The following is a 22,188-nucleotide window of genomic DNA, read 5'->3' on the forward strand; positions in this document are numbered from 1 at the left end:
TACAGGAGAAGATATATTTTATGAGGAAAATAATGTTAAATGGCCAGTGGGAGCTGGCAGAAGCAGGAAATGACAGATTATGTGAGGTACAGGTTCCGGGATCTGTGCTTTCCGGGCTCTATGGTGCCGGGAAGATCGAAGATCCTTTTTATCGGACAAATGAGGATGTGACAAGGGAACTGTTCCGGAAGGATTATGAATTCAGCAGAACATTTGTGGCTGCAGAGGATATCCTGAAAGAAGAAAAAATAATTCTGGTCTGTGAGGGGCTGGATACTCTTGCAGATATTTATATCAATGGGCAAAAAGCCGGATCTGCAGATAACATGCATCGTACCTGGAAGCTGGATGTGAAAGAATTTCTTCATTCCGGGGAGAATCAGATCCGGATCGTATTCCGGTCGGTATTCAAGTATATCGAAGCTTATGAGTATGAAGATAATAAAGAGATCCACTATGTTCCCTGCGGTGGAATGAAAGGAAACCAGCTGATCCGGAAGGCTCATTGTATGTTTGGATGGGACTGGGGCCCCCAGACCATTGATGCCGGGATTTTTCGGGATATTTATCTGGAAGCATACAGTCATCCGAGAATTGAGGATGTGAAGATCACACAGGTGCATGGGGATAATGCTGTGGATGTGTGTACAACTGTGGCTGTAAGCGGAGATGCTGTGGATAAGTGTCAGGTGAGAGTGACGATCCAGGAGGATGCAGAGAGCGTCTGTGGACATAGAACAGGTGCTAACGACCGAAAAACGGAAGCCCATGTATGCAAAGTGGGGGAGACTGTATCAGCGAATAATAATCCAGCAGTGCTGACATCCTCGATCCACAACCCGAAGCTCTGGTGGCCAAACGGCTACGGCGATCAGCCGTTATATAAAGTTCAGGTGGAACTTCTGGACGAGTATGGCACAGTTCTGGAAACCATAACGAAGCGCATCGGTCTCCGTACCCTTACCATCAGCCAGGAAAAAGATCTCTGGGGAAAAGAGTTCGCGTTCTGTGTCAATGGCGTGAAAATTTTTGCCATGGGGGGAAATTATATTCCGGAGGACTGCATCTATTCCAGGATCACACCGGAGGTCCAGAAGTATCTTCTGGAATCCTGCAAACGTGCCAATTTTAACTGTGTCCGTGTGTGGGGCGGCGGTTATTATCCTTCGGATCATTTCTATGATCTTTGTGATGAGATGGGACTGATCGTATGGCAGGATCTGATGTTCGCATGTAATGTTTATGATCTTACAGAAGAATTTGAAGATAATATCACGAAGGAGATCACGGAAAATGTAAAACGTCTCCGTCATCATGCATCCCTTGGCCTGTGGTGCGGAAACAATGAGATGGAGTCTGCCTGGGATCACTGGCCGGAGGTACAGAGTGAGTCGAAATATCTCCGTGCGGACTACATAAAAATGTTTGAGTATGTGATTCCGAAAGCAGTGAGGGCGGCAGACAGCGAGACCTTTTTCTGGCAGTCTTCCCCAAGCTCCGGAGGCTGCTTTGATGATCCGGACGATGAGAACAGAGGAGACTGTCACTACTGGGATGTATGGCATGGTCAGAAGCCTTTTACAGATTATCAGAAGCATTATTTTCGTTTTTGCTCGGAGTTTGGCTTCCAGTCTTTTCCGTGCCTGAAAACTGTGGAGAGCTTTACGGAAGAGAAAGATAGGAATATTTTTTCCAGGGTGATGGAGAACCACCAGAAAAATCCTGCAGCTAACGGAAAGATCCTGTATTATCTTTCCGAGAATTTCCGTTATCCGGAGAATTTCCGCAAGCTTCTCTATGTGAGCCAGATCCTTCAGGGAATGGCCATGAAGTATGGAGTAGACCACTGGAGACGTCACAGAGGCCGCTGTATGGGTACCCTTTACTGGCAGATCAATGACAACTGGCCGGTGGCATCCTGGGCAAGTATCGACTACTTTGGCCGTTGGAAGGCACTTCATTATATGGCAAAAAAATTCTATGGGCCACAGGCGGTGAGTATGTGCATGGATGGGGATATCATGCAGGTGTATCTGGCAAATGAAAGTATGGACGCACAGTCATATCAGGTTGCCTTTTATGTGAAAAATATGGAATGTGAGATTCTTGAGAAGCTTACCGGAACGGGCACTGTGGGTGTGCAGGAGTCCGCTCCGATCCTGGCGGTGGATGTTTCCGGATGGGAAGACAAGAAGTATGAGATCTTTCTTGAGGCGGAAGTGACACTTGCTGACGGAGATGTGCTCTGTGATGTGGAGACCCTTGTTCCGTATAAATATCTGGAGCTGGATAAACCGGAGATCACTGCCGAGGTGGAGGAGCAAGGTGATGCATTTGTGATCCATTTAAAAAGCAGCTGCTTCAGTCCGTTTACAGCTATTGGATTTACTGATGCGGATGTTACTCTGGAGGATAATTTTTTCCATATGACAGATGGAGAGGAAATGTGTGTCCGGCTTGATAAGAAAGATATCCGAAATGGAGAGATTCTGGATGCAGCGGATCTGACACAGCAGATGGAGATCCTGACGCTGGCATAGAAAGCTTTTAAATAAAAAAGACGCGGCCTTTTATCGGAGGATAAAAAGGTTCGTGTCTTTTTTTATATGATATTAGGGGATCATCATGGGTTTGCGTGTGTTTACATTTGATTACGATATTTGGGATCAGAATTCGTAATTTTTATGTCTTTTGAAGAAATCCTTAGTTTCCTTTACAACCACACCGCTCAGGGCAAGAAGAGCGATCAGGTTCGGGAATGCCATCAGGGCATTGAAGATATCTGCGATGTTCCATACAGCTGCTACAGTCATATATGGTCCGATGAATACGCAGATGATGTACAGCCAGCGGTATGTTGTAACTGCGGCTTTGTTTCTGTTGAACAGGTATTCCAGACATCTTTCACCGTAGTAATCCCATCCAAGGATTGTTGTGAATGCAAAGAATACCAGGCACAGCATCAGTGAGAAGGATGCTACAACCGGCGGGAAAGGAAGTCCTTTCTGGAATGCGGCTGTTGTGATGGCAACACCCTCAAGACCTGTGTTCCATGTTTCTGTAATGACGATGGAAAGACCTGTCATTGTACAGATAACGATAGTATCAATGAATGTACCTGTCATGGATACAAGACCCTGACGTACCGGCTCCTTTGTCTGAGCTGCAGCGGCTGCGATCGGGGCACTACCAAGACCGGACTCATTGGAGAAGATACCGCGGGCGATACCCTTCTGCATAGCTACGACCATGGTTCCCATTGCGCCACCTGCAAGTGCACTTCCTGTGAAAGCAGATTTTACGATAGTTACGATCGCTGTAGGTACTGCAGTGATGTTTGTGATCACGATGATCAGTGCCAGTGCAACATAGAGAACTGCCATAAACGGTACAACGACCTGGGATACCTTTGCGATTCTCTGGATTCCGCCGAGAACGACAAGTCCTACACATACGGTAAGTATCAGACATGCAACTACAGTTGCCCAGGAATATGTATTTCCGAAAAGTGCTACTGTGTGTGCTTTATCCGGGTCAAAGAAATTGGTAACTGCAGATGAGATACCGTTTACCTGTGTAAAGGTTCCGATACCGAAAAGTCCCACACCTGCTCCGAAAAATGCGAAGATCTTGGCAAGCCATCTCCACTGTTTTCCCATACCGTTTTCGATGTAGTAGAAAGGTCCGCCGAGAACGTGGCCTTCTTTGTCAATGGTACGGTACTTGATCGCCAGAAGTCCTTCTGCGTATTTGGTTGCCATTCCGAAGAATGCGGCTACGATCATCCAGAAAAGTGCTCCTGGTCCGCCGGCTGCGATAGCAGTTGCGACACCTACGATATTTCCGGTTCCGATGGTTGCTGAAAGCGCAGTACACAGAGCTCCGAAGCTTGTGACCTCACCATCGCCGCCTTCTTCATTTTTTACCATGAATTTCAGTGCCTTTCCGAGGTGCCTTACCTGTAAAAGACCTAACCGAGTGGTTAACAGAATTCCTGTGAACAGGATCAGAATGATCAGCGGAAGTCCCCAAACGACTCCGTCAAACCATGTGATAAAGTTGTTGATTTGTGTAAACATTACTCTTTCCTCCATCCTTTTGCCTGAGAGATTTACAGCATTTTGTGTGCTGCGTACACCTTCGGCGCTCTTCCCTTTTGATTTGAAGAGACTCTCCTGAGTTTTTTTATTTTTGAATGATGCCAGGATCTTTTGTGTGCGGTGGTGGCGGTCATTCGTTTCGTGTAGAAAAACACTGTAACACAGAGTATCACATGAATTGATGGATTTCAATGGTTTTTTAAAAAAAATTGCATTTATTAGAAAAATTAATCGACATATAATTGGAAGTTTTGGGATTTACTTTTCTATCAGCGGATGTTCTTTGTAATACATGCGGGTGAAATGCAGAAATGTCAGCATATCGCCGCTGATATATTTGCTTTTTTTCCATACCATGCCGATTTTTATGCGGACAGGTGGATTGAGCGGGATACCGGTAACATTGGAAGTGGAAAAGTTATCGGTCATGCTGGAGTAGAGAAAGCAGCCATATTTTCCGGTTTTTACAAATTGCAGGGTGGTGTAGATCTGGCTGCTCCGCATAACGATATTGGGTGTGTGGCCATCCATCTCAAAACGCATTTTCAGGATCTGATTCTGGACGGAGTCAGCATTGAAAAAGATCAGCTGCTCTTTCGCCATATCTTTTGTTGTGACTGATTTTTTTTCTGCCAGCCTGTGGTCGTTGCTCACACAGAAAACCACCTGGTCGTTGGCCAGGACGGTGTTGTGAAATTTATCTATATTATACTGTTCCATATTGACCAAAGCTACATCCAGGGTGTCATCCTGTACCAGATTGCAGGCACGGACAGATCCGTATTCTTCCAGTACTACGGCAATTTCCGGGTGCTTTTCGTGAAACGCCGTAAGCAGCTCCGGAAAAAATACGGTACTCAGCATGGGAGGGATCCCGATGCGAAGAGGCGGTTTTATCCTGGACATGCTGGAGTAATCGGCCTGAAGCTCATTACAATATTGAAGGATATAGGTAGCTTTTTTGTAGAAGGACTCTCCCTCCTGGGTCAGACTCAGCTGATTTCCTTTTCTGGAAAAAAGGCTGATCCCGAATTCAATCTCCAGATCGCGGATAGCCATGGAAATGGTGGGCTGGGTCACATATAATTCTTCGGCTGCCTTTGTGATGCTGTGGCAGCGGCTGGCTGTGCAGAAATAGCGTAGTTGATTCAGTGTCATGATAAACCTTCTCTCGATGAATTGTCAGATTAAATTTTTTAGTAAAGTTTTTCATTTCTGTCCGGAAAAGATGTGACAGAGTATTTTGGTGTCTACATAAAAATAGCATAGAAATATAATTTTTGCCAGATTCATTTGCTGATACGCTGATTTTATGTTAGTAATGTACAAAAAATATCATTAAAAACTGATACTATAAATATTTTTTATGCGGATATATGTTTCATTAATTTGTTTTTTTATATGTACACCGGTTATAATGGAACCATCAAAAGAAACGTGTACGGCCTATACTTTTCAGGAAAAAACCAAATGGAAGGAGAGTACAGAAATGTCTCAGACAACTATCACATTGCTGTTTCTTGTGTTCACCATTATCAGTTTCATCCTTGAAAAAATTCCTCTTGGTCTGACGGCTTCGATCTGTGCGATCGGTCTGACCCTTACAGGAGTTGTGGATGCAACAACAACATTTTCACAGTATGTAAACAGTAACGTAATCCTTTGCGTTGGCATGTTTGTAGTAGGCCAGGCATTGTTCGAAACAGGAATGGCAAATAAGATCGGAGGACTGGTCACGAAATTTGCCAGAACAGAAAAAACACTGATCATTGCGATCATGGTGATCGTAGGTGTAATGTCCGGATTCTTATCCAATACAGGTACTGCAGCAGTGCTGATCCCGGTAGTCTGTGGAATCGCCGATGAGTCCGGTTATTCCAGAAGCCGTCTTCTGATGCCGCTGGTATTTGCCGCAGCACTTGGCGGAAACCTTTCTATTATCGGTGCACCCGGAAACCTGATGGGTGTGAATGCACTTCAGGAGATGGGGCTTTCCACAAGCTTCTTTATGTATGCGCCGGTTGGAGTTCCGATGCTTGTTCTTGGAATCCTCTATTTTGTTTTTATCGGATATCGTTTCCTTCCCAATGGAAACCATGCGGCCGGGGAAGCGCTTGAAGATCAGCAGGATTTCAGCCATGTACCGAAGTGGAAACAGACGGTTTCTCTGGTAGTTCTGATCCTTGTGATCCTTGCAATGATCTTTGAAAAAGAGATCGGTATCAGCATTGAGGTTTCTGCATGTATCGGAGCCATCGTCCTGGTTTTGACAGGAGTTATTTCCGAAAAAGAAGCACTGAAATCTATTGACCTGAAAGTTGTATTCCTTTTCGGCGGTTCTCTGACACTTGCAAAAGCATTGGATACAACCGGAGCCGGAGAACTGATCGCAGATAAGATCGTAGGACTTCTTGGAGCAGATCCGAGTCCGATCCTTCTTCTTCTGGTGATCTTTATTGTAACCTGTGTGCTGACAAATTTCATGTCAAATACAGCAACCACAGCACTGATGATTCCAATTGCGGTATCTCTTGCAAACAACCTCGGAGCAGATCCGAGAGCCGTTGTTATCGCAACTGTTATCGCAGGTTCCTGTGCATATGCAACACCGATCGGTATGCCAGCAAACACCATGGTAGTCGGTCTTGGAGGATACAAATTCAAGGACTATGTGAAATCCGGTCTGCCGCTGATCCTGGTATCCTTTGTGATCTGTATGATCCTGTTGCCGATCCTGTTTCCGTTCTATCCGTAAGGAGAGAAACTTTTGAGTTACTGTTCACTTTGTGACCAGCAACACTTTTGATTAAGTTCATTCCCTTCTGCACTGACCATACAGTGAAGGAGAAATGATAAATAAGCCAAAAAAGCCATCTTAACCATTAATCAGCCAAAATTAATGATGAAACAACCAACAAAAACCTATGTAACTAAAAAACATTAAACCATCGAACCATATCAGGAGGTAAATCATGACTAAGGAAAATGGAGTTAAAGTATTAACAGACATGGTAGCAGATTTTGTTGCCCATATTGGAAAAAAATTACCGGATGACGTAGTTAATAAACTTGAAGAGCTTGGTTCACAGGAAACAGCTGCACTTCCAAAGGTTCTTTATGAGACAATGACAAAGAACCAGGGTCTTGCTGTAGAGCTGAACCGTCCAAGCTGTCAGGATACAGGTGTTCTTCAGTTCTGGCTGAAATGCGGAACAAATTTCCCGTATATCAATGAGCTGGAAGCACTTCTGAAAGATGCTGTTGTTCAGGCTACTTTTGCAGCACCGTTAAGACATAATTCCGTTGAGACTTTTGATGAGTACAACACAAAGAAAAACGTTGGTAAAGGAACCCCGACTGTATGGTGGGATATTGTTCCTAACAGCGATAAATGTGAGATCTACGCATATATGGCAGGCGGCGGATGTACCCTTCCGGGAAAAGCAATGGTTCTGATGCCGGGGGCAGGATATGAAGGTATTACAGATTTCGTTCTTGATCAGATGACAACCTACGGACTGAATGCGTGTCCTCCACTTCTTGTTGGTGTTGGTGTAGGAACATCTGTAGAGACAGCTGCTCTGAACTCCAAGAAAGCGCTGATGCGTCCGATCGGTTCTCACAACGATAACGCAAACGCAGCAAAAATGGAGAAGCTTCTCGAGGATGGTATCAATGCCATCGGCCTTGGACCGCAGGGTATGGGCGGAAAGTATTCTGTAATGGGTGTTAACATTGAGAATACTGCACGACATCCATCTACCATCGGTGTTGCAGTAAATGTTGGATGCTGGTCCCACCGTCGTGGACATCTGGTTGTAAATCCGGATCTTACAGTAACCTGTGATACTCATTCCACATGGAAATTTAATGCATAATATAAACGGAGGGAAAAATCATGATCGAAATCAGAGGAGATAAAAAAGTTCTTATTACACCTGTAAGCGCAGAAGACCTGGCTGATATCAAAATCGGTGATATTGTATGGCTGGACGGAGATCTGATGACCTGTCGTGACGTTGCTCACCGTCGTCTGGTTGAGTATGGAAGAGAGCTTCCGTATGATATCCGCAACAAAGCTATTTTCCATGCCGGCCCGATCGTTCGCAAGATCGAGGGTACAGAGGATGATTATGAAATGGTTTCTGTAGGACCGACAACCTCTATGCGTATGGAGAAATTCGAGTATGAGTTTACCAAGCTTACTGGTGTCAGAGTGATCGTTGGTAAGGGTGGTATGGGTCCGAACACTGAGCGTGCCTGCAAAGAGTTCGGTGCGATCCACTGTGTTTTCCCGGCCGGCTGTGCAGTTGTAGCTGCTACAGAGGTTGAGAAGATTGCTGAGCATCACTGGGATGAGCTTGGAATGCCTGAGACTTTATGGTGCAACAAGGTTAAAGAATTTGGGCCGCTGATCGTATCTATCGATGCACAGGGACGTAACCTGTTTGAGGAGAACAAGGTTGTATTTAATGAGCGTAAAGAGGCTGCCAAGCAGGCAATTTATCCTGAGGTTAAGTTCATTAAATAATATTGGATATTGAAAAAATTTTTCGGGATATCTGAAATAACGAGGCTCTGCCATGAGAGCTTCGGGATTGACTGGTGATTGTGAAATTGAATTAACAGCGTGATATGAAAAAGAGAGATGTCCTGCAGATCATATAATGTGGTCTGCAGGATGTCTTTTTTTGTTGCTTTTTGTTGTTTCTTGGGGTTTTTGTGTTTTACAGGGGTGAGGGGGTGTGATAGAATATAAGCGTTGCAGCAGGCTGGTTATTAAGGTATTATCTGGTATGGATCTTGCGCAGTGAAGGTGGATCGTGGATATCTGCCTGACAATATTTTCAGAGAGGATGAGGTATGAGGTTTATGGGGGATTTTTTGAAGAATATTAACTGGAAGCATGTTCTGATCATGTGTATCGGAAATGTTTTTGCAGGTATGGGGATTGGAATTTTCAAGCTTGCCGGGCTTGGAACGGATCCGTTCAGTGGAATGAATATGGCGGTTGCGGATATGATTGGTATGGCGTATGGTAATTTCCAGCTGATTGTAAATATTGTGCTGCTGATCATTGAGATTGCTTTTGGCAGAAGGTTCCTTGGGATCGGTACGGTTGTGAATGCGGTTTGTCTGGCTTATATTACTACTTTCTTTTATAATATTTATACTGGTGTTTTTGGATTGGAGCTTGTGGCGCTGCCGGTACGTTTGGTGGCACTGTGTGTGGGTGTTGTGATCTGCTGTCTGGGACTGTCGATGTATCAGATGCCGGATGAGGGGGTTGCGCCTTATGATAGTCTTTCGCTGATCATGACAGAGAGATGGCCGAAGATTCCTTATTTCTGGCACAGGATGTCTAATGATGTGCTTTGTGCGCTGATCTGTTATCTGACTGGTGGTGTTGTGGGTATTGGTACACTGGTGACGGCTTTTGGGCTGGGACCGGTGATCCATTTCTTTAATAGGGTTTTTACCGGGAAGCTGCTTGCCTGGGTTGATGGTGAGTGAGTTTGTAGTTGTATGGGGTGAGCTGAACTGGCTGCGGGATGTGGCTGGTTCGGCTTTTTTTGGTGAAAAGGGACGCCCGTGAGGCGTGTGCTGCCTGCCGCCGGGGCTTCGTCGTGGGCTGGCTTCTAGGCTGCCGGGAATCTGCTAAAAGCGTTTTACAAAAGTCCGAACTCGCGTCTTGCAGCCGCTCAGACAGCGGACTTTTGTAAAACAACGCAGATTTCCGCCAGCCAAGAATCAGCTCCCCTCCTGCAGAGTCCGGCGACAGGCAGCACACGCCTCACGGGCTGGCTTTTCAGGGCGGTAGGGTAGTGTGGCTGCTCGGGAGTTGGATGAGCTATCAGTGCTACGCTGTGTTAAAATATAAACAATGTTAATATAATACAGTTACATTATTCATTTTATAACTATTTGTAAATGTGTTATGCTATCTTCTGATGAGAGATATATACTGAACACAGTCGTATGAAATAAGAGTGTTCATGAATAGCTGGCTGTCCGGGTTGCCGGGGCTTATGTGATGAAGGAGAGGATATTATTATGGAATTTAATCATGGCGTTTTGTTTTCAGATACATATCAGAAGAAGCTGAAGTCTCAGTTTTATTATGCAGATAAGGATCCACAGTATGGCGCGAGACTTTTCTTTGAGAACTCCGGTGGTTCTCTGAGACTTAAGAAGGCTGTTGAGGCTAAGGCTGCGATTGAGGAATTTCCGGATTGTCCGGAGCGTGCCCGCGGCAGGGGCTTTGATCTGGCGGATTATGTGAAGAATGGTACGCAGGAGATCCTTGAGGTTATTTTTGGTGCAAAGAGTGGTGCACTTATCACTGAGCTGACTGCTTCTCAGACCATGTTCCATGCGGTTGGTACGATCATGGAAGGTGTTGACTGGGGTAAGAACGCAGTTACTTCTGCTCTGGAGCATCCGTCTGCTCATGATGCGGTTGAGTATTACTGTAAAAAGACCGGCAGAGAGTTTCGTGAGGTTCCGGCTAATAAGGTGACTGGTGGCCTTGATCCGGATGAGATCATGAAGTATGTAGATAAGGATACGGTTCTTCTCAGTATTATGGCTGCTTCCAATATTTCCGGTAATATCATGGATATCAAGGAGATCGCACGTCGTGCAAAAGAGATCAATCCGGATATCTACATTGTAAGTGATGCAGTTCAGCATGCTCCTCATGCAGTGATCGATGTTGAGGACTGGGATGTGGATGTCTGCAACCTTGCACCGTATAAGTTCTTTGGTGTACGTGGCTGCGGTTATGCTTATGTTTCTGACCGTGTTGCTGTGATGCCGCATATCAAGCTGACCTGCAAGGATGATAATGTATGGGCTCTTGGTACTCCAGCTCCGGCTAACTTTGCGGCTATGATGGCGGTTATTGATTATGTTTGCAGTATCGGTAAGCATTTCCTGGGTGATTCCGCACAGAAATATAATAAGCGTGAGCTTTTTGTTGAGGGTATGAATCACATTCATCTTCAGGAGAGAGCGCTTCTGTACCGTATGCTGGAAGGTACCGATAAGGTTCCGGGGCTTCGTCATATTCCGGGGGTTCAGGTTTATGTGGATATGGAGGATCTTACTTATAAGGATCTGATCGTTGCCATGGGTATCGAGGGTATTGAATTTGCAGAGTGTGCAAGAAGATATCTTGAGCATGGAGTTACTCTGTTCGAGCGTGTAAAGAGCAGCCCGTATTCCAAACGTATTGTTGAGACTCTTGGTCTTGAGGGTGCACTTCGTGTTTCTCCGCTCCATTGCCATGGAACAGATGATATCGATAAATTCCTGAAGATCACTAAGGACATTGCTGAAGGTAAATAAAACAGTTTTTGTAAAAAATGAAACAGGAACCGCCCTTTTCTCATGTTTTGGCATGGAAGAAAAGGGCGGTTTTTTATGGAACTTCTCAAACCGGAAGGCGCAGAGGTGCTTGCAGAATATGAACATTATAACTGGAAAGGATATGCTGCAATAACCAGAAACCAGTATGGAAAAGGTATGGCATACTATCTGGGATGCATGACAGATAATGCCACACTTCAGAATGTGATAAAAGCTGCTCTTGGCGATGCAGGGGTAAAGTTATCCGGTTACGGATATCCGGTGATCGTTCGTGAAGGAACGAATGATCTTGGAAAAACTGTCTGGTATTTTCTGAATTATTCTGCAAAGGAGCAGTCTGTTGCGTATAAATACAGTGATGGAGAAGACGTACTTACCGGTGAGACGATCAAAGCGGAGTCACAGCTGATCATTCCTGCGTGGGATGTATGGATCGTTGAAGTCTGAGAGACTTTTCTTTACCTTGACATCTTCCGTGAGAGTATGCACAATAAGAGTATCATAAACTTGTCGTACAGAAATAAATTATGAAACAAGGGGTGACAAACATGCAGAACATTCTCATTGTAGTAGACATGCAAAATGATTTCATCGACGGTGCACTTGGCACGAAGGAGGCAGCTGCCATTGTTCCGAAGGTTGAGGAGAAGATCCGGAATTTTGAAGGAAAGGTATTTTTCACAAGGGATACCCATGAAACGTATTATTTGGAGACACAGGAAGGGAAAAACCTTCCGGTTCCTCACTGTATCCGGGGCACAGATGGATGGCAGATCCGGGAAGAGCTGGACGCCTTAAGGAAAACAGAACCCATTGATAAAGAAACCTTCGGCTCCACCGATCTGGCGGGAGAACTGGTTGCACTCAATGAGGATGAAGAAATCGGAAGCATTACTCTTGTGGGACTTTGCACAGATATCTGTGTGATCTCCAATGCCCTTCTGATCAAGGCATCCCTTCCGGAAGTGCCGATCTGTGTTGATGCCACATGCTGCGCAGGTGTAACACCGGAGAGTCATGAGAATGCACTGAAAGCCATGGAGGCGTGCCAGATCAGGATCATCCGGTAAGAAGGATGAAACCGCAGGAAAGGAGAACACTATGAAAAAGAAGCTTCTGAAAAAATTAATGGTCCTTGCGCTGTCTGCAGTAACTGCTTTCAGTGCGGTACCGGTGGCAACGGTAACAGCAGCAGGTAATCCTTATCCTACAACACAGGATGTGGATCGAGATGGCTTATACGAGATCCCCTGCACACGCTTTGCATGGCAGTGCGTGTATGACAGACAGGGAATCGCATTGCCTGCATGGGGAAATGCGGTAGGCTGGTGGCAAAATGCTATCAATCAGGGCTATGCAGTAGGAAATGAGCCTGTTCCCGGTTCTATTGCTGTATGGAGCGGAGATTATTACGGACATGTTGCTTATGTAACAGCTAATCTTGGAAACAACAGATTTACGGTAGATGAGGGAGGAAGAACGGACAAAGATCAGACATCCTCTCATGGAGTTGCATATGGATATACACTGACCAATGCAGTCGGAGGAAGGCGCCCTTATGATTCCAACAAGGTGTTGCTTGGCTTTATCTATCCGGGCGTTCGTGTACCGGGCAAGCCATATGTGAGCGTGAATCCGGGAAAAGCGAATCAGACCACAACGTTTTCCTGGAATGCAACAAGCTATGCCAGATATTATGATGTATATGTGTATAAAGCAGGAGAATCCAATCCGATGCGAGTTCAGTATGGAGTGAATGGAACAAGCTGGTCCTGCACATTGCCGGCGGGGAATTACAGGGTAGCGGTGGCATCTGTGAATCATGCACAGTATGCATATACATTTTCGGATTCTGTGAATTTCACTGTCCAGGCAGCTCCGGTCACACATACACATAGCTATCAGAGAGTAACAGTAAAGGCAACCACCACTGCCAACGGATATACACAGGAGCAGTGCAGATGCGGAAGTATACAGAATAAACAGATCATCTATTATCCGAAAAAAATACAGCTTTCCAGAACAAGCTATACTTATAATGGAAAAGTAAAAAAGCCAACGGTAAAGGTTACAGACAGCAACAACAGGGTGATCAGTGCAGACAACTATACAGTTACCTATTCTGCCGGAAGAAAATATGTTGGAACTTATCGGGTAACAGTTCGGTTTAAAGGCAATTACTCGGGAACCGTTACAAAAACCTTTAAGATCACCGGAAAAGCTCATAAACACAGCTACAAAAAACAGGTGAAGAAAGCAACTACATCCAGGAACGGATATGTGCAGTATCTTTGCTCCTGCGGTGCAGTGACCGGAAAGAAAACCATCTATTATCCGAAGACAATAAAGCTTTCTGCCACAAGCTATACATATGACGGAAAAGTAAAAACACCGAAGGTAAAAGTAACCGGTGCGAATAAAAAAACCATCAGTTCCGGCAATTACAAGGTGACATATTCCCGTGGAAGAAAAAATGTTGGTACTTATAAGGTAACGGTGAAGTTTAAGGGGAATTACAGCGGAACCGTAACAAAGACCTTTAAGATCAAGGCGAAACCTAAAAACTGGGTTTATGTGGATACGCTTCCAAAGAATATCACTTCCGATAAATATATGATCCAGTATAAACACACCTATCAGAAAACAACCTCCAGCTATGTCAACGATGGTGGTGTTTATGAGTCTGTAAGACCACTGGAGACATCTGCTTCCAGACAACTGGTGGGCTATTATTACTATCATTTCTGCGGACCGAATACCGGACAGAATGTAAACTTCGCACAGACGGGCCCTTATGTACATTTTGACAGTGTAGCAGCCAGTCAGGTAACCGTAGCTGCTTCCGGCGCAGATGGAGATGACCCGAGCATTACCTATTATTTGCTGAACTGGAATGGAAACGGCAGCCGGGTATGGTGCTCCAGCGGAACTACCTGTAACGGCGCCTACGGAAGCCACGGAGCCAGAGGCCAGGCCTGGTACCGCATGAACCAGTACCAGAACAAAAAACTCCAGACTCAGACCACAACCTCCGAAAGTGATTGGACAACCGGTAAAGACAGCACAGCAGTAAAAACCGTTTACCGTTATAAAGCAAAATAGATCATAGATCAGTCATAAATCACAGTCATAAATCAGAAACTCCCTCATGTATCAGAAAAAACTGATATGTGAGGGAGTTTTTTTGCAGAAGGATATTTGTAGTCTGCGCCGTATCTGGTTGATTGCCATAAAATATTGTGTCGAAATACAGAGAAACAACAGGAAGGAAAAATCTTGGATGAAAGATAAAAATATGATATTCTATAAGTATCTTATAAGACTTATTCTAGCCGTATGGCATTCACAGATGTTTCAGATCTGAAACGGAATTTCCATTTTTTATCAGACAAGGAGAAGATTAATTGGATACGAAATTAAAGGCTTATTTTCCAATGATAAGAACCCGCGAGGAGATTTTGCGGGACATTCAGCAGAACATAAATCTGACAGAGAGATTTTATAGCTGGAAAGAAGAACAGAGAGAGGAATTTATGGATTTCTGTACGGGAGTGAAGGGGGTGAAAATGCTGTATGATGCATTTTTTAAGGAAATTATGAATCCGGAAACAGTACCGGAAAGATTAGAGGATTTTCTTGAAGTATTGCTTCAGAGAAAGGTGAAAATTATCGAAGTTTTACCAGGAGATTCTACAAGACTGGCAGATGAGCAGTCTCTGTTGATCATGGATATTCTGGTACGATTTGATGATGGTTCATATTGTAACGTGGAAGTGCAAAAAATAGGTTACGCTTTTCCTGGGGAAAGATGCGCATGTTATTCTTCTGATCTATTATTAAGGCAATATAAAAATGCCAGAAGTACCAGAAAAGAGAAGTTTTCCTATAAGGATATAAAAAGTGTATATACAATTGTACTGATTGATAAAAGTACAGGAGATTTTCATAAATATAAAGATAGATACTGCCATATTTTTCAACAGAGATCAGATACAGGATTGGAACTTAATCTGCTTCAGAAATATGTATTTCTTCCGCTTGACATCTTTCGTGAGAATATGCACAATAAAGGTATCACAGATAAACTGGATGCATGGCTGGCATTTTTGAGTATGGATTCTCCGGAAGTAATCGTGAAATTAATAAAAAAATATCCGGAGTTTACGGTCATGTACGAGCACATATATAATATATGCCGGAATGTGGAAGGGATGATGGAAATGTATTCAGAGGAATTAAAGATTCTTGACAGAAACACAGTGAAGTATATGGTTGATCAGATGCAGGAGCAGATTGATAATCAAAAGGAGAAAATTGCAGCTCAGGAAAAAGAAATTCAGATGTTAAAAAGAAAGCTTGAAGAACAGAAATAAAATATAAGATCAGAAACTCCCTCATATATCAGAAAAAACTGATATGTGAGGGAGTTTTTTTGCTTAAAAATGGCTTATTTATTTAGATTATAGTTGGTAAATTTCACAGAGCACAATACTCTGTTTCTATAAAAATACCATAAATTTTTCGGAAATTCAAGGTGCAAGTTCCTGAAAACCGGCTTTTTTATCGTGGTTTTTCGCCATATTTTACGGATAATATAGGGCGCAAATATTGTGGTGTCCGAAAAAGGACACTATTCGCCGTCAGTGTCGTCGTCAGAGGATAAAAGACCGGCGGATAAAAACTCTTATTTGTGAACAGACTATAAGATTCGGCATAACAGGAGGAAAGATCAATGAGCAGAAAAGGAGAAAACATTTACAAAAGAAAAGACGGACGATGGGAAGCCAGATATATCAAGGAGCATCGGATAAACGGAAGGATACACTATGGCTACTGTTACGGAAAAACATATCATGAAGTCAGAGATAAGGTCAATCAGGCACGTTATGCGCTGATGAATGATCAGCTCCTGCCCGTGAGAGGAAAACGGAATCGCTTTGCAGATTACTGTAATGAATGGCTGTATCTGAAACGAAGCAGCGTGAAACCATCTACTTTTGTAAAATATACAACGATCCTGGAAAAATATATCAAGCCTGACCTTGGGCAGTATTTTTCCGAGGCTGTTTCAGAAATACTTGTAGAACAATTCAGCTACAGGCTTGTCCATGAAAGAGGATTGTCACCAAAAACAGTGCGGGATATCCTTTCCGTGCTGCATTCCATTCTGAATTATACAGCAAAGCAGAATCCACTGGCAAAACCGGTGGATATCGTATACCCCAGGCAGGATCGAAAAGAAATGCGTGTGCTGACCTGTGAAGAACAGAAAAGGTTTACGGAATATCTTTTACGGGACATGGATCCGTGTAAATTTGGGGTTTTGCTGGCATTGCTGACAGGATTGCGGATCGGAGAAGTATGTGCTCTGAAATGGGAAGATATTTCTCTGGAAAATAAAGTCATCTTTGTACGTCATACCATGCAGCGCCTGAAAAATCTCAATCCTGCAAGTGAAGAAAGGACCCGGATCATAACCGGGGTTCCTAAAAGTGGAAGGTCGGTAAGGATGATCCCCATGAACCAGGATATTGAAAAGCTCTGTAACAAATGGAGAGCAGATGATCTGGAAGCATATGTTCTGACCGGAAAAGCAGGGTATTTCCTGGAGCCCAGAACCCTGCAGTATCGCATGAGGCAATATACGAAAGATTGTGATCTGAAAAATGTTCATTTCCATACTTTGCGGCATAGTTTTGCGACACGATGTGTGGAGGCCGGATTTGAGATCCGCAGTCTTTCGGAGATCCTGGGGCACTCCAGCACACGGATCACACTGGAATGTTATGTACATTCATCCATGAACCTGAAACGTAAAAATATGGAAAAACTGAAGATCGCAGATACCGTGGAAAAAGAATTTCCGGGAGCCTGAGTTTTTTTATAAACCGTCAAAAACCGCCGTCAGAGAAGAAAGAACCGTTAAATTTACACGGATCGCAGGGAATCTTTCACAGAGTATTGTGCTCTGCGAAAGAGCAGAAATACCGGCATGGACATGTAATGAGCAGTGCCTGTTTTTGACTGCCATAGCATACAAGAAGGAGGTTTGAAGTATGATACATAATCATTCATCTGGAAAACACCGTCTGTGGAGGAAGGTCCTCTCAGTCTGTATTGCGTTCGCAATGATCTGCAGTGTTTCCATCTCAGCGTTTGCGGTAGAGGCCAGCAGTGAAACAGCCAATGAAAATATTGAAACAGTACAGTCCGGATCCGCAGAGGATGCAGAAGAGCTGACAGCCACAGAAGCGGAAAATGATCAGTCGGTGGATGAAGCACAACCAGAAGAACCTGCGGTGACAACCGGAGATGAAAATACAGAGGAACCGACAGATGTTATCGAAACTCCATCTGAGGATCCGGAGCAGCCGGAAGAGCCATCCGTAGAGCCTGGCGAAGAGCCAATCCAGCCAGCAGATCCGACCGTGACCGAACAGCCGGAAGAGCCAACAGTTACGGAAAAACCGGAAGGACCAACTGCGACACCGGCGGAAGATACAGATGCATCGGTAGATGAGGTGCAGGATGTGGAGCTGGAAGCGCAGGCGGATGCACAGACAGTACAGGATATAGAGCAGGAGCAAGATCTGGTAGCGGTGCAGGAACGATGGTCCATTTACGAGAAAAGTGCAGCAATTTATTATCTTGCCAATCCTGCAGGAGATCCATGGACAAATGATACGGGAGCATGGGCACCGGCAGGGGAAACCAGTAATATGTTAGGAAAAATTAATATAGCTGATGCAGAATGGGAAAATGGTTATGTAGGAGATACAGTTTACAAAGATAAAAATATTAGAAAAAATGTGTCGAATTATATTCTCTCATGGCCGGATGGAAGGACAGGCACAACCTGGACAGTAAAGAATGGAGATACGACTACTGGTTCATATTTTACATTTATATTGGATTCAATCTGGGAGAATTACAAAAAAGCAATCAGTAAAGATACGGGAATTAATATTAATAGTCTTGACAAATCAGATATTCTTGAAATTACATTAACTCCCCGTAAAATTTCACGGGGAAACGGAGGAAAATATCCATATCATATAGACTGTGCATTGAATATTAAAAGTAGAAGAGCATTTACTGCTAAATTCTGGGTGAAAAATCCCAATGATACAGAGTATACACAAGTTGATGCGAAAAACTATAAAACTGGAGATTCTGTTATTAAAACAGAGCAAGGTGAGAATGAGAAAGTTATCGATGGAATAACATATGTTCTGGATGGCTGGTATCCGGAAAATGTTGATGGAGGAGCATGTGGAGATCAGAAAATTACAACTTGGCCATATCCTCCAAAAAATACAGAGTTGGCAAATGGTACCGTAAACTTCTATGCCCACTACACACCGCTTTATACATCAGTAAACATCAAAAAACTTGTAACCGGAAGTATGGGAGATAAAAGTAAACAGTTTAACTTTACAGTTTCTGTAGTAAATGGAAGTATTAAGCTTCCATTCAACATCGGTGAGACACAGTATACAGGTTCAACGACAATTACACTGTCAGATAAGCAGACAACAAGACTGACACAGGTTCCAGTTGGAGCAACCGTAACAATCGAAGAAAAGGATTATTATAACAGCGATAGATATACGCCTTCCTATACAATAGACGGTAATTCTTCTGGTACGAATAATAGAAAGGCGAAAATAACATCTATTTCAAGAAGGGATAATGATGTTCCTCACGAAGTTATCTTCACCAACAACAAAGACGCAATCCCGGACACTGGGTTGGATTTCAATACAACACCATACATTCTGGTATTAGGTATCGTAGTCGCCGGAGCAGGTGTGCTGTTATTCGGGCGCAGGAAGCGTTGGAGTTGAAGGCGGTTGTGATGAAGAAGAAACGGTCAGGAAAAAAAGGAAGCTGTAATGCTGGAGCAGAGCGGTTTCCGCAGACAGAGGCGTTAAATCATGAGCACGAAAAGCTGAAGGAGTGGTTCCGGACGGTCAGGTTTCGGAAGGTGCTGTTTGGCGGAGTGGATGAAGTTCATCTCTGGAAAAAGCTGGAAGAGTTAAACCAGATTTATGAAATATCCTTAAGCGCAGAACGTGCACGGTACGATGCACTGATCGCTGACCATCAGAAAAGCTGTGATGCCATGATTCGCAAATATAAGGAACTTGCTGAAAGAGGGACTACCGGACAGGATACAAATGTCTGATCTGTTCACAGGATATAGTTCCAGAGAAGAGGTGCGGAGGTGATGCGTGCTGAAAAAGATCAAACCTGTTCTCAGACAATCCGAAAAAGAAGATATTCTACAGAAATAAAGGAAGGCTACATCCGTCTTTTCTGGCGGATCGTGTTGATCGTGGCCGTTGGCTGGCTGCTGTTTACACAGGTTTTTCTTATAGTCCAGGCACCGGATAATGAAATGTTCCCGGCAGTGGAGGCCGGAGATCTTCTCATCGGTTATCGGCTGGAACAGAATCTTGAAAAAGAAGATGTTGTCGTGTATGAAGCCGGCGGCAAAACTCACGTAGGGCGTATCCTGGGATGCGAAACAGACGTGATCACAATGGATGACACAGGAACGCTTCTCGTAAACGGAACAGCCCAGACAGGAGAAATTGCATTTCCTACATATGCAAAGGAAGGGATCACATATCCCTATACAGTTCCGGAAGGCAGTGTATTTATTCTGGGAGATTACCGAACCCATGCAAAAGACAGCCGTGAATTTGGCCCCATCTCCACGGAGGATGTAAAAGCAAAAGTGATCACCATACTTCGAAGAAGGGAACTGTAAAAAAGTAACTGCTCTCCCATTTCTGAGAGAACATAACAACAAATGTATAAGCTGCTTTTTATGAGCTTATAAATAAAAATTTATATTTCTAGGAGGATTTTCTTATGAAAAAGACAAAGAAACTGTTAGCATGTTTGATCGCAGCAGCCACCATGTTTACCATGGGAAGTACGGCGTTTGCGGCAGAGACAGTTAACAAAGCACAGACGCCTGTAAAAGGTATAGTTCAGTTTACTAAAGAATACCAGCTGAGCGGTGAAGGAAGCTCACCTGCAGAAACATTTAATTTTACTATTGAGAATGCAGGAGTTACAGATGCAGCAGAGAGTGTAAATGTAGATAATATGCCAACACCAACAGTTGGAACTGTTTCTTATACAAAAGAAGATGGTGCTACTATAGGCGGTAACAAGAAGACTGTTGATGTAACTCTTCCAGCTTACAAAAGTGTTGGAGTTTATACTTACACAATTAAAGAGACAGCAGGAACTACAGCAGGTGTAGACTACGATACAGATTCTGTAACAATGAAAGTCACTGTAGTAAATGGTGAGACATTAGGAACATTTAAAGTAGATTCTGTTTCCTTTACAAAAAATGAAAACAAACTTGCAAATGATGAAGCTGCATTTAATAACACTTATACAGCTAATAAATTAGAGGTATCTAAACAGGTAACAGGTAACCTTGGTGACAAGTCTAAATATTTCGATTTTACAATTACTTTAACAGGAAAAGATAATAAAACAGCATATGATGAAAATGGTTATACAGTATCAGTCGGTTCATATGCTAAAAATCCAACATCTATCAAAGTTGGTGAAATAGAAACATTTAAACTGAAACATGGTGATACAATCACTATCGAAAATCTGCCAAAAGATGTTACTTACACAGTAACAGAGACTGCAGTTGATAAATATACAACAACGGTAAATGGAAAAGATGGTAATAAAGCAGAGGGAACAACTACTTCAGACAAAGCAACTCAGGCATTTGTAAACAACAAAGGTGGCGAAATCGACACCGGCATCAACCTCACAACCCTCCCATACATCCTCGTATTCGCAGGTGTGATCGTAATCGCAGGTGCAGCATTCATCACCAGAAGACGTAAATACGAAGACTAATGATCATCCAGGCAGCAGAGAGGAGGCAGTATGAACGCATCTAAGTTTTTTCTGAAAGCAGCCAACTCTCTGGTCACTGCCATTGTAGCATTGTTTCTGATTCTGGCGGCGGCGTATTCCGGGTATGCGCTCTGGGATAACGCACAGGTCTATGGCGCTGTGGACGACATCCAGTCCCAGCTCTTAAAACTGAAACCGGACCCGGAACAGAAAGACGGAGGCGCTTCTTTTGAAGAGCTCCGAAAGATCAATCCGGATGTCTGTGGATGGATCACACTGGACCACACAAAGATCGATTATCCGATCCTTCAGGGAGAAGATAACTTGACTTACATCAATACCGATGTATACGGTGATTTTGCTTTGTCAGGAAGCATCTTTCTGGATTCCGGCTGTGACAGAAATTTTCAGGGGAAATATTCTCTCCTGTATGGTCATCACATGGCAGAGCATAAGATGTTCGGAGATCTGGATCTTTACAGAAAAAAGAAATTTTTCAACAAAAACACCACAGGTACGCTGATCCTGCCTGACCGTTCCTACAAGCTGGAAATTTTTGCATGTATGCAGGTTTCCGCATCTGAGGATTCTATTTTTGCAACGGGAAAATGGCAGGCGGACACCAGCGGACTTGTGGATTTTGTCAGAAAAAACGCGGAACATGTCCATCAGCAGACAATGGATAACATTGGAAAGTCCGAAGATTTTTCCCAGATACTGGCAATGTCAACCTGCTCTTCGGAATTTACAGATGCAAGAACAGTTCTTCTGGCGGTAATGAAACCTTATTCGCCGGAGACGTAAGGAGGGG

At 43.8% G+C, this 22,188-nt stretch carries 18 protein-coding genes and 1 riboswitch; of the genes, 16 read left to right on the forward strand and 2 right to left on the reverse strand.

The window, feature by feature from the left end; all coding sequences use genetic code 11:
* Positions 1-20: 20 nt before the first annotated feature.
* Entirely contained in the window at positions 21-2,540 is a 2,520-nt protein-coding gene (locus EAI83_RS09585; protein WP_092070965.1) for a beta-mannosidase, read from the forward strand.
* A 126-nt stretch (positions 2,541-2,666) separates the two neighbouring features.
* Here the strand turns inward: EAI83_RS09585 and EAI83_RS09590 are convergent, their stop codons facing one another.
* A complete protein-coding gene (locus EAI83_RS09590; RefSeq protein ID WP_173733168.1) occupies positions 2,667-4,079 on the reverse strand; it encodes an alanine/glycine:cation symporter family protein in 1,413 nt (470 codons plus the stop codon).
* A gap of 1 nt (position 4,080) precedes the next feature.
* A riboswitch (glycine riboswitch) is annotated at positions 4,081-4,188 on the reverse strand.
* 170 nt (positions 4,189-4,358) lie between these two features.
* Positions 4,359-5,258 carry a LysR family transcriptional regulator gene (locus EAI83_RS09595; protein WP_022427019.1) on the reverse strand — a complete coding sequence of 300 codons (900 nt, stop codon included), beginning with the start codon at positions 5,256-5,258 and terminating at the stop codon, positions 4,359-4,361.
* A gap of 331 nt (positions 5,259-5,589) precedes the next feature.
* Between EAI83_RS09595 and EAI83_RS09600 the strand changes: the two genes are divergently transcribed.
* From EAI83_RS09600 to srtB, 15 genes are all read left to right on the forward strand, one after another.
* Complete coding sequence (locus tag EAI83_RS09600; RefSeq protein ID WP_021977661.1) at positions 5,590-6,855, forward strand: SLC13 family permease; 1,266 nt, start codon at positions 5,590-5,592, stop codon at positions 6,853-6,855.
* A 217-nt stretch (positions 6,856-7,072) separates the two neighbouring features.
* The gene (gene ttdA, locus EAI83_RS09605) at positions 7,073-7,978 is read left to right on the forward strand and encodes a L(+)-tartrate dehydratase subunit alpha (RefSeq protein ID WP_021651209.1); all 906 of its coding nucleotides are present in this window, start codon (positions 7,073-7,075) and stop codon (positions 7,976-7,978) included.
* Positions 7,979-7,998: 20 nt separating this feature from the next.
* A complete protein-coding gene (ttdB, locus tag EAI83_RS09610) occupies positions 7,999-8,631 on the forward strand; it encodes a L(+)-tartrate dehydratase subunit beta (RefSeq protein ID WP_015526421.1) in 633 nt (210 codons plus the stop codon).
* Between the two features lie 353 nt (positions 8,632-8,984).
* Positions 8,985-9,614 (forward strand): YczE/YyaS/YitT family protein, encoded by a 630-nt coding sequence (locus EAI83_RS09615; RefSeq protein ID WP_306557266.1) that lies wholly within the window; start codon positions 8,985-8,987, stop codon positions 9,612-9,614.
* Between the two features lie 540 nt (positions 9,615-10,154).
* Complete coding sequence (locus EAI83_RS09620; RefSeq protein ID WP_129975209.1) at positions 10,155-11,450, forward strand: aminotransferase class V-fold PLP-dependent enzyme; 1,296 nt, start codon at positions 10,155-10,157, stop codon at positions 11,448-11,450.
* A 75-nt stretch (positions 11,451-11,525) separates the two neighbouring features.
* The gene (locus tag EAI83_RS09625) at positions 11,526-11,918 is read left to right on the forward strand and encodes a beta-galactosidase trimerization domain-containing protein (RefSeq protein ID WP_044960345.1); all 393 of its coding nucleotides are present in this window, start codon (positions 11,526-11,528) and stop codon (positions 11,916-11,918) included.
* A gap of 101 nt (positions 11,919-12,019) precedes the next feature.
* Entirely contained in the window at positions 12,020-12,541 is a 522-nt protein-coding gene (locus EAI83_RS09630) for a cysteine hydrolase family protein (RefSeq protein ID WP_129975211.1), read from the forward strand.
* A 31-nt stretch (positions 12,542-12,572) separates the two neighbouring features.
* A complete protein-coding gene (locus EAI83_RS17255; protein ID WP_161206357.1) occupies positions 12,573-14,573 on the forward strand; it encodes a CHAP domain-containing protein in 2,001 nt (666 codons plus the stop codon).
* Positions 14,574-14,875: 302 nt separating this feature from the next.
* Positions 14,876-15,844, forward strand: coding sequence for a PD-(D/E)XK nuclease family transposase (locus EAI83_RS09640; RefSeq protein WP_129975213.1), 969 nt, complete (start codon positions 14,876-14,878; stop codon positions 15,842-15,844).
* A gap of 359 nt (positions 15,845-16,203) precedes the next feature.
* Positions 16,204-17,346, forward strand: coding sequence for a tyrosine-type recombinase/integrase (locus EAI83_RS09645; RefSeq protein WP_022426555.1), 1,143 nt, complete (start codon positions 16,204-16,206; stop codon positions 17,344-17,346).
* Between the two features lie 181 nt (positions 17,347-17,527).
* Positions 17,528-19,318, forward strand: a complete 1,791-nt coding sequence (locus EAI83_RS09650; RefSeq protein WP_129975215.1) for a DUF7601 domain-containing protein — start codon at positions 17,528-17,530, stop codon at positions 19,316-19,318.
* 11 nt (positions 19,319-19,329) lie between these two features.
* Complete coding sequence (locus EAI83_RS09655; protein WP_129975217.1) at positions 19,330-19,659, forward strand: hypothetical protein; 330 nt, start codon at positions 19,330-19,332, stop codon at positions 19,657-19,659.
* Positions 19,660-19,701: 42 nt separating this feature from the next.
* Positions 19,702-20,247 carry a signal peptidase I gene (gene lepB, locus EAI83_RS09660; RefSeq protein ID WP_129975219.1) on the forward strand — a complete coding sequence of 182 codons (546 nt, stop codon included), beginning with the start codon at positions 19,702-19,704 and terminating at the stop codon, positions 20,245-20,247.
* A gap of 104 nt (positions 20,248-20,351) precedes the next feature.
* Positions 20,352-21,377, forward strand: a complete 1,026-nt coding sequence (locus EAI83_RS09665; RefSeq protein ID WP_129975221.1) for a DUF7601 domain-containing protein — start codon at positions 20,352-20,354, stop codon at positions 21,375-21,377.
* Between the two features lie 30 nt (positions 21,378-21,407).
* On the forward strand, positions 21,408-22,181 hold the full coding sequence (srtB, locus tag EAI83_RS09670; RefSeq protein ID WP_022426560.1) for a class B sortase: 774 nt from the start codon (positions 21,408-21,410) through the stop codon (positions 22,179-22,181).
* Positions 22,182-22,188: the final 7 nt, after the last annotated feature.

The sequence above is a fragment of the Blautia sp. aa_0143 genome (assembly GCF_004167315.1).
Lineage (GTDB): Bacteria > Bacillota > Clostridia > Lachnospirales > Lachnospiraceae > Blautia_A > Blautia_A fusiformis.

Excerpts from the sequence above, each read along its gene's own strand:
- ttdB (WP_015526421.1), top strand. The coding sequence starts at position 7,999 with ATGATCGAAATCAGAGGAGATAAAAAAGTTCTTATTACACCTGTAAGC.
- EAI83_RS09600 (WP_021977661.1), top strand. The coding sequence starts at position 5,590 with ATGTCTCAGACAACTATCACATTGCTGTTTCTTGTGTTCACCATTATC.
- EAI83_RS09645 (WP_022426555.1), top strand. The coding sequence starts at position 16,204 with ATGAGCAGAAAAGGAGAAAACATTTACAAAAGAAAAGACGGACGATGG.
- EAI83_RS09585 (WP_092070965.1), top strand. The coding sequence starts at position 21 with ATGAGGAAAATAATGTTAAATGGCCAGTGGGAGCTGGCAGAAGCAGGA.
- EAI83_RS17255 (WP_161206357.1), top strand. The coding sequence starts at position 12,573 with ATGAAAAAGAAGCTTCTGAAAAAATTAATGGTCCTTGCGCTGTCTGCA.
- EAI83_RS09630 (WP_129975211.1), top strand. The coding sequence starts at position 12,020 with ATGCAGAACATTCTCATTGTAGTAGACATGCAAAATGATTTCATCGAC.
- EAI83_RS09665 (WP_129975221.1), top strand. The coding sequence starts at position 20,352 with ATGAAAAAGACAAAGAAACTGTTAGCATGTTTGATCGCAGCAGCCACC.
- EAI83_RS09620 (WP_129975209.1), top strand. The coding sequence starts at position 10,155 with ATGGAATTTAATCATGGCGTTTTGTTTTCAGATACATATCAGAAGAAG.
- EAI83_RS09590 (WP_173733168.1), bottom strand. The coding sequence starts at position 4,079 with ATGTTTACACAAATCAACAACTTTATCACATGGTTTGACGGAGTCGTT.
- srtB (WP_022426560.1), top strand. The coding sequence starts at position 21,408 with ATGAACGCATCTAAGTTTTTTCTGAAAGCAGCCAACTCTCTGGTCACT.
- EAI83_RS09625 (WP_044960345.1), top strand. The coding sequence starts at position 11,526 with ATGGAACTTCTCAAACCGGAAGGCGCAGAGGTGCTTGCAGAATATGAA.
- EAI83_RS09595 (WP_022427019.1), bottom strand. The coding sequence starts at position 5,258 with ATGACACTGAATCAACTACGCTATTTCTGCACAGCCAGCCGCTGCCAC.
- ttdA (WP_021651209.1), top strand. The coding sequence starts at position 7,073 with ATGACTAAGGAAAATGGAGTTAAAGTATTAACAGACATGGTAGCAGAT.
- EAI83_RS09650 (WP_129975215.1), top strand. The coding sequence starts at position 17,528 with ATGATACATAATCATTCATCTGGAAAACACCGTCTGTGGAGGAAGGTC.
- EAI83_RS09655 (WP_129975217.1), top strand. The coding sequence starts at position 19,330 with ATGAAGAAGAAACGGTCAGGAAAAAAAGGAAGCTGTAATGCTGGAGCA.
- lepB (WP_129975219.1), top strand. The coding sequence starts at position 19,702 with ATGCGTGCTGAAAAAGATCAAACCTGTTCTCAGACAATCCGAAAAAGA.